Origin of the sequence: Reyranella sp. (assembly GCF_030651995.1) — a bacterium.
Taxonomy (GTDB): domain Bacteria; phylum Pseudomonadota; class Alphaproteobacteria; order Reyranellales; family Reyranellaceae; genus Reyranella.
The window spans coordinates 103,877-110,922 of sequence record NZ_JAUSBN010000066.1 but is presented as its reverse complement, the minus strand read 5'-3'; the positions used below and the strand labels follow the sequence as shown (position 1 = coordinate 110,922).

At 68.3% G+C, this 7,046-nt stretch carries 8 protein-coding genes; 4 read left to right on the top strand and 4 right to left on the bottom strand.

Annotation, left to right across the window (positions count from 1 at the left end; translation table 11 throughout):
* From Q7V45_RS20395 to gluQRS, 3 genes are all read right to left on the bottom strand, one after another.
* The coding region (locus Q7V45_RS20395) for a leucine zipper domain-containing protein (RefSeq protein WP_304855469.1) at positions 1-144 on the bottom strand (144 nt) is incomplete at its 3' end.
* Positions 145-273: 129 nt separating this feature from the next.
* A complete protein-coding gene (locus Q7V45_RS20390; RefSeq protein WP_304855462.1) occupies positions 274-1,431 on the bottom strand; it encodes an aromatic ring-hydroxylating dioxygenase subunit alpha in 1,158 nt (385 codons plus the stop codon).
* Between the two features lie 10 nt (positions 1,432-1,441).
* The gene (gluQRS, locus tag Q7V45_RS20385; protein ID WP_370692634.1) at positions 1,442-2,305 is read right to left on the bottom strand and encodes a tRNA glutamyl-Q(34) synthetase GluQRS; all 864 of its coding nucleotides are present in this window, start codon (positions 2,303-2,305) and stop codon (positions 1,442-1,444) included.
* Between the two features lie 48 nt (positions 2,306-2,353).
* Here gluQRS and Q7V45_RS20380 point away from each other — a divergent pair, with 48 nt between their 5' ends.
* The 4 genes from Q7V45_RS20380 (at position 2,354) to Q7V45_RS20365 (ending at position 6,372) form a co-directional block, all read left to right on the top strand.
* Positions 2,354-3,019 carry a DNA-3-methyladenine glycosylase gene (locus Q7V45_RS20380; RefSeq protein WP_304855459.1) on the top strand — a complete coding sequence of 222 codons (666 nt, stop codon included), beginning with the start codon at positions 2,354-2,356 and terminating at the stop codon, positions 3,017-3,019.
* Entirely contained in the window at positions 3,016-3,687 is a 672-nt protein-coding gene (locus tag Q7V45_RS20375) for an alpha/beta hydrolase (protein WP_304855457.1), read from the top strand. The genes Q7V45_RS20380 and Q7V45_RS20375 overlap by 4 nt, the downstream gene beginning before the upstream one ends.
* Before the next feature lie 8 nt (positions 3,688-3,695).
* On the top strand, positions 3,696-4,916 hold the full coding sequence (locus Q7V45_RS20370) for a serine hydrolase domain-containing protein (protein WP_304855454.1): 1,221 nt from the start codon (positions 3,696-3,698) through the stop codon (positions 4,914-4,916).
* Positions 4,917-5,049: 133 nt separating this feature from the next.
* Positions 5,050-6,372, top strand: a complete 1,323-nt coding sequence (locus Q7V45_RS20365) for an MFS transporter (protein ID WP_304855451.1) — start codon at positions 5,050-5,052, stop codon at positions 6,370-6,372.
* Here Q7V45_RS20365 and Q7V45_RS20360 read toward each other — a convergent pair.
* Positions 6,346-6,957 carry a GNAT family N-acetyltransferase gene (locus Q7V45_RS20360; protein WP_304855448.1) on the bottom strand — a complete coding sequence of 204 codons (612 nt, stop codon included), beginning with the start codon at positions 6,955-6,957 and terminating at the stop codon, positions 6,346-6,348. The genes Q7V45_RS20365 and Q7V45_RS20360 overlap by 27 nt on opposite strands.
* Positions 6,958-7,046: the final 89 nt, after the last annotated feature.

Genomic DNA, 7,046 nt, shown 5'->3' with positions numbered 1-7,046 from the left:
GTAGCGCTCGACCCACTTTCGCACCGTGCGAGGGCAGACGCCTACGGCTTCGCTGACGGCCTTCGGCGTCTGCCCACCCAGGACCATTTTGACCAGGCGCTCTCGACCGAGCGGCGTCAGACGGGCATTCTTGTGGATGTCGATTCGGCTCTCCCAAGGATTATTGAAGTCTCGACAACCTCAGCTTCCTCGGCCCGGGCCGGATGGACAACCTATTGAAAGCTCACACCTAGCCTCTCCCCCTATCGGGGGAGAGGAACATGAAAAGATCGCTCAAGCCGTCACGCCCAGCGCGCTGCGGATCGAGCGGTGGAAATGGACGAGCGAGGGTTCGTTGCGGCCGTAGATCACCTCTTCCGTCGCGCCGGACTCGAAGCCGATCTGCATGCGCTCGCCCAGCGGGAAGTCCTCGTCCAGCACGGTGCGGATGGCGATGTCGCGGTTCTTGGCCCAGTGCTTCTCCGGGCGGTCGCTGTCGGCGGGGCGATAGAGCGAGAACTCGACAGTGCAGCTTCCGGGGTCGTTGCGATCGGGGAAGGCGCGCCAGATTTCGATATGGTCGACCTGCCAGATGACGATGGTGTTGGGAAAGAGCTGGTAGATCGCGATGATGTGCGGGCGCAGGTTGCGTTCGTCGTCGGGCTGCTCGCGCAGCGCCTCGATCGAGGTGCGCGGCACGCACATGCGGCCGTGGCGGCCCGCGCCGTCGAAGGTGCCGCAGTTGCCGATGAAGTAAGGCGCGATGGTTTTCCGGTGCAGGTGCGGGATGTGATAGCCCTCGAGGAACGTGTCGATGGCGAACTTCCAGTTGATGCGTGGCGTGATGCGGTCGACCGAGTAGAGCGGGTAGGTCTCGGGCCGCAGCGCCGCGAAGTCCGGCACGAACGAGCCCAGCACCGCATCCACGTCGATCCCGGCGCTCTCCCCTTCCTGCACCGGAGTCGCGCGCACAAAGATCATGCCGTGCTTCTCGCCGGCCGGCAGCCGAACGAGCCCGTGCGACCCCAGATCGAGACCGGCGAAGCCGGCCTTGTCGGTGACCCCCAACAGCTTGCCGTGGGTGTCGTAGGTCCAGGCGTGATAGGGGCAGACGAAGGCGCGGGCATTGCCGCAGCCCTCGGCGACGGGTGCGCCGCGATGGCGGCAGATGTTGGCGAAGGCACGGACCTCACTGTCGGGCCCGCGCACCAGGAGCACGGGCATACCGGCCACGTCCTCGGTGATGTAGTCGCCGGGTTTGGAGAGACGCGACGACAGGCCCATGAACAGCGGCTGGCTGCGGAACAGCGCGTCGCGCTCGCGGGCGGCGCGTTCGCGGCAGGAATAGGCGTCGACGCGGTTGCGGAACAGCGCGTCGGCGAGATCGGTGGTGCGGCCGTCGATATGGCCGAGCAGCCGCCTCCCGACGGCCAGTTGTTCTTTCCGGTCCATGGCCGAAGTGTCAGCCCTTCACGGGGGTCGCGCAACTCCAACCGTCGATCATTTCGAAAACGTCGGCCGGAGTCCTCCCGCTCTCGCGCAAGGCCCGGATGGTGAGGTCGCGGTCGCGCTTGGCGAAGCGGCGGCCGGTGGCGTCGGTCAGCAGCGGGTGATGGGCATATTGCGGCGCAACATAGCCCAGCAGCTTCTGCAGCAGGGCATGGACATGCGTCGACGGCAACAGATCGATCCCGCGTGTCACCAGGGTCACGCCCTGCAGGTGGTCGTCGACCGTGACCGAGAGATGATAGCTGGTCGGCGTGTCCTTGCGCGCGATCACGAAATCGCCCATCAGCCGCGGCTGGCCCTCGATCCGGCCCAGCGTCTCGTCGAAGAAGGAATAGGGCCCCGCCTGCTCCGCCGCGCGGCTGCAATCGAAGCGCATGCAGTGCTCCACGCCCGCGGCGATGCGGCGGCGGCGCTCCTCGTTGGAGAGGTGACGGCAGGTGCCAGGATAGAGCGGCCCGTCGGGGCCCATCGTCGTCGGGTGCGGCGCACTGGTGGAAGCCGCGATATCGGCGCGGGTGCAGAAGCAGGGATAGACCAGGCCGCGCGCGTCGAGCCGGTCCATCACCCGGCCGTAATCTGCGAAATGGTCGGACTGGCGGCGCACCTCGCCGTCCCACGCGAGGCCGAGCCACCGCAGGTCGGCCAGCATCGCGGTCTCGTACTCGCGGCGGCAGCGGCGGATATCGATATCCTCGATGCGCACCAGGAAGGTCCCGCCTGCGTCCCGCGCACGCCGCCAGGCGATGCGGGCCGAATAGGCGCTGCCGAGGTGAAGTTCGCCCGTCGGACTGGGGGCAAAACGCGTGACGACGGTCATGATCCGACGTTACAGCGCCCCCTCGCCGCGTGCTATGGCGGGAGCAGCATGGCCAAAGCGACATCTCCGGTCGTTCTCGACAAGAAGACCCTCAAGAAGGCGCTGCGTGAGCTGGCGGCCGCCGATCCCGACATCGCGCGTGCGCTGGCAGAGGCCGGCACGCCCGAACTGCGCGAGATGCCGACAGGCTATGGCGGGCTGATGCGCTCGATCGTGGGCCAGCAGGTCTCGGTTCATGCCGCCCGCAGCATCTGGCTGCGGCTCGAAGCGGCCGTGCCGTCGATGGAGCCGGCGGATTTCCTGGCGATGAGTGACGAGCAGCTGCGCGCCGTCGGCCTCTCGGGCGCCAAGATGAAGTACGGCCGCAGCCTCGCCACCGACATCGTCGAGGGCCGCATAACCTTCGACGCGCTTGACGAACTCGACGACGCGGCGGCCATCGCCATGCTCACCCAGGCCAAGGGCATCGGCCCGTGGACGGCGGAGATCTACCTGATGTTCGCGCACGGCCGGCCCGACATCATGCCGGGGCTCGACCTCGGCCTCGTCGTGGCTGCCCAGCATCTCAAGAAGCTGCACACCCGCCCCGACGCAAAGCGGCTTCTCAAAATTGCCGAGGCCTGGCGGCCCTGGCGCAGCGCCGCGGCCCTGGTGCTCTGGCATTATCGCCGCAACATGCCGGACTGGGGCGCAAAGGAGAAAAAGGCGACATGACCAGAAAGATCGACGGACCCAGCCACGGCCCCCATGCCGGCGGCAAGCCCGGCCATCTCGTGATCCTGCTGCACGGCTACGGCGCCGACGGCAACGACCTGATCGGCCTCGCGCCCGTGCTGGCGCCGCTGATGCCCGACGCGGTGTTCCACGCGCCCAACGCGCCTTACCCGTGCGAGGGCAATCCGATGGGCTTCCAGTGGTTCGGCATCTCGCGCCTCGATCCCGAGGTCGCGGCGGCGGGCGTGCGCTCGGCCGCGCCCTTCGCCGAGCAGTTCCTCGACGACACGATGGCGAAGTATGGGCTCGACGAATCGAAGACCGTCGTGATCGGCTTCAGCCAGGGCACCATGATGGCGCTGCATGTCGGGTTGCGCCGCGCTACGCCGCTGGCCGGCATCGTCGGCTTCTCCGGCATGCTGGCCGCGCCCGAGGCGCTGGCGACGGAGATCAGGTCGAAGCCGCCGGTGCTGCTGGTCCATGGCGACAGCGACGAGATGCTGCCGGCCGTCCTGACCCAGCGCGCCGCGCACACGCTGCAGGAGAACGGCGTCGAGGTCGGCGTGCACATCGCCAAGGGCGTCAGCCACGGGATCGACCAGACCGGCCTGTCGCACTGCGCGCGCTTCGTGCTCGACGCCTTCAAGCTGCCGGTGCCGAAGCAATGAGCGCGCCCATGACCCAGGGCACCTGCCGGCCGGGTTTCGAGAGGGTTGCCGAAGCCTTCGAGAAGAACCTCAAGGAGAAGGGCGAGATCGGCGCCTCGGTCTGCCTGACGGTGGGCGGCGAGACGGTCGTCGACCTGTGGGGCGGCGTCGCCGATGCCAAGACCCAGGCGCCGTGGGCACGCGACACGGTGAGCATCGTCTTCTCCTGCACCAAGGGTGCCACCGCGCTCTGCGCGCATGTGCTGGCGAGCCGCGGCACGCTCGACCTCGACGCGCCGGTCGCCGAACTGTGGCCGGAGTTCGCTCAAGCCGGCAAGGAGCGCGTGACGACGCGGATGATGCTCGATCATTCCTCGGCCGTGCCGGCGGTGCGTGCCAGGGTGAAGGACGACGGGCCCTATGACTGGGCCTACATGACCGAGCGGCTGGCGGCCGAGGTCCCGTTCTGGGAGCCCGGCACGCGTAACGGCTATCACGGCTTCACCTTCGGCTGGACGGTCGGCGAGATGGTGCGGCGCGCCAGCGGCAAGTCGCTCGGCACCTTCTTCCGCGAGGAGATCGCGGGGCCGCTGGGCCTCGATTTCTGGATCGGCCTGCCGGAAGAGATCGAGCCCCGGGTCGCGCCTATCGTGGCCCATGTCTACAAGGCCGCCGACGCAGTGACGCCCTTCATGCGCGACCTCGCCACCAACAAGGAATCGGTCGCCGCCCTCTTCTATTTCAACAACGGCGCCTGGCGCTCGGGCGGCGCCAACACGCGCGCCGGCCATGCCGCCGAGATCGGCGCGGCCAACGGCATCACCAACGCGCGCGGCTTGGCCGGCATGTACGGCCCGCTGGCGAACGGCGGCGGCGACCTGGTCGATGCCACGACGCTGGCCCGCATGGGCGAGGTCTCGATGGCGACGCACGACGACGCCACCCTGCGCATCCCGACGCGCTTTGCGCTGGGATTCATGAAATCCATGGACAACCGCAAGCGCAGCCTCGCCGCGAAACTGTGGGGCGAGGATTGCGACAGCGTGATCCTGGGCAGCGCGGCCTTCGGCCATGTCGGCGCCGGCGGCTCGCTGGGATTCGCCGACCCGGTCGCCGGCCTGTCGTTCGGCTACACGATGAACCGCATGGGCCCGGGCCTGCTGATGAACGAACGCGGCCAGGCCCTGGTCGACGCGGCGTATCTCAGCCTCGGGTACAAGAACAAGGACGGCGGCGTTTGGGTGAAGTGACGTCCACGACTCAGGCCAATCGCCTCACCCTGAGGAGCGGCCGCAGGCCGCGTCTCGAAGGGTGGGAACCCGCACCGCGTCCGTTGCCCATCCTTCGAGACGGCGCTTCGCGCCTCCTCAGGATGAGGATCGTTTGGAATTATCGCCCGGCATGATCCCCGTCTTCCGTCCGCTCAAGGATCCGGCCGTCGCCACGATCTGGTCCGGCCTCGCCGCCTCGACCATCGGCGAGGACCTGTTTCGCGTGGCCGTCGTGTGGATCGCGGCCGAGCAGATCGGCAATGCCGCGGGCTACGTGAACGCCACGCAGTACGCCGCCATGCTGGTGGTCGGCCTGCTGGGCGCCTCCGCGTTCGACCGCTGGCGGGCCGACCGCGCCATGATCGGCGCCAAGTATGCCAGCGCCGTGCTGGCCATCCTGCCGGTGATCGGCTTCTACATCTGGGGTGTCTCCATCCCGCTGCTGATCGTATCGGTCATGGGCCTCGCGGCCATGCGCATGGTTTTCACGCCCGCGCTGCAGTCGGCGGTGCCGGTGCTGGTGACCGACCGCGACGCGATGCAGGCGATCAACGGCCTGTTCGACGCGACGTGGCGGCTCGCCCGGCTGATCGGGCCGATGATGGCGGCGGTCCTGAACACACTGCTGCCGGTGATCCACTTCCTGTCGATCACGGCGGTGGGCTTCGTGCTGTCGGGGCTGGCGGTGTGGGCGGTGCGCGACCGGCTGGTGGATCCGACCACCAAGCCGCGGCCCGGCCGAGGCGGCTGGCGCGGCGCCTGGGACGCCCTGCTCGACGGCGCGCGGCTGATGCTGCGCCAGCGGACGATGGGCGCGCTGCTGATGGTCAACGCCTTCGCCAACGGGCCGTGGAGCGTGGCGCTGCAGCTCTGCATCGCGCTGATGGTGGTCGAGCACGACCCGCACCTGTTCGGCCTGCACGGACTGGCCTCGCTCGGCATGATCGTCGGCGCGTGCGGCGTCGGCGACGTGGCCGGCAACCTGGTGGCCGGCAGCGTCCGCTTCCGCCGCCCGCTGTCCACCATGTTCCTGGGCTACGTCGCGATGGGCAGCGGCTTTGCTCTGATCGCACTGGCCGCCTGGGGCATCGACAATCCCTATAAGCTGCCGGCGATGATGCTGGCGGCGCTGATCGCGGGCGTCGGCGGACCCTTCTTCTTCATCCCGATGATCACCCGCATGCAGACCGTCTTCCACGGCGCCGAAATCGCCCGCGTCTTCCGCCTGCGCCTCGCGGTCATGGCGGGCTCCATGCTGCTGTTCAATGTGGCGGCCACGCCGCTATTCGACCTGATCGGCCCGACCCACACCGAGTTCTGGTTCGGCCTGCTCCTGCTGGCCCTCGGCATCGCCGGCTGGATCCACTACCGCCGCGTCGAGGACCGCGAGGCCGCGGGTGCCGCGACGTCAGTCGAGCAACGGCACGTGCCGTGAGCAGTTGCGCGGCAGGGCGCCAGTGAGACGCGGATCGGGAAACACCTCGACCTGGAAGGCAAAGGGCACGAAGCCCGACCGCCGGTAGAAGTCGAGCGCCGCCGGATGGTCGAGCGTACAGGTGTGCACCCAGAACCGCTTGATGGGACGCGACCAGGCCCGCGCGATCGCCTCATTCATCAGCGCGCGCCCGACGCCCGTCCCCACCAGGCCCGGCGCCACCCCAAAGAACGCCAGCTCGCATTCCCCCGGCTGGCTGAAATCCAGTTCGAGGATCCCGGCATCGCGCCCGTCCCGGCGCAGCGCGAAGAACTCCACCTGCGGATTGTCGAGGATCGCCTGCAGCTTCTCGTCCGCCATGACCAGCCGCGAGAACCACAGCCAATCCGTCCCCACCGCGCGATAGAGGGTGCGATAGGCCTCGATCGACCGCTCCAGCGGCTCGAGTGTGACACCGGCCGGAAACGGCTGCGCCGGTCGTTCAGGTGGCCGCCCGAACATCTGGAGGCTCGTCACGACGGCGGCGAGGTGCCCCCGCGGAACAGGAGAGTAGCCAGACGGCAGGACAGGATTGATGGAGCTCATGGAGTTTGATTAGCCGATCCCGACCATTGCTGCGAGGGATGACATGCTTGCCCTGATAAACTTAGCAAAGCGAACTCTGCAGTGAGAAT

Bases quoted from the DNA above. Each gene is read 5' to 3' on its own strand.
- Q7V45_RS20390 (WP_304855462.1), bottom strand. From the start codon at position 1,431: ATGGACCGGAAAGAACAACTGGCCGTCGGGAGGCGGCTGCTCGGCCAT.
- gluQRS (WP_370692634.1), bottom strand. From the start codon at position 2,305: ATGACCGTCGTCACGCGTTTTGCCCCCAGTCCGACGGGCGAACTTCAC.
- Q7V45_RS20380 (WP_304855459.1), top strand. From the start codon at position 2,354: ATGGCCAAAGCGACATCTCCGGTCGTTCTCGACAAGAAGACCCTCAAG.
- Q7V45_RS20375 (WP_304855457.1), top strand. From the start codon at position 3,016: ATGACCAGAAAGATCGACGGACCCAGCCACGGCCCCCATGCCGGCGGC.
- Q7V45_RS20370 (WP_304855454.1), top strand. From the start codon at position 3,696: ATGACCCAGGGCACCTGCCGGCCGGGTTTCGAGAGGGTTGCCGAAGCC.
- Q7V45_RS20360 (WP_304855448.1), bottom strand. From the start codon at position 6,957: ATGAGCTCCATCAATCCTGTCCTGCCGTCTGGCTACTCTCCTGTTCCG.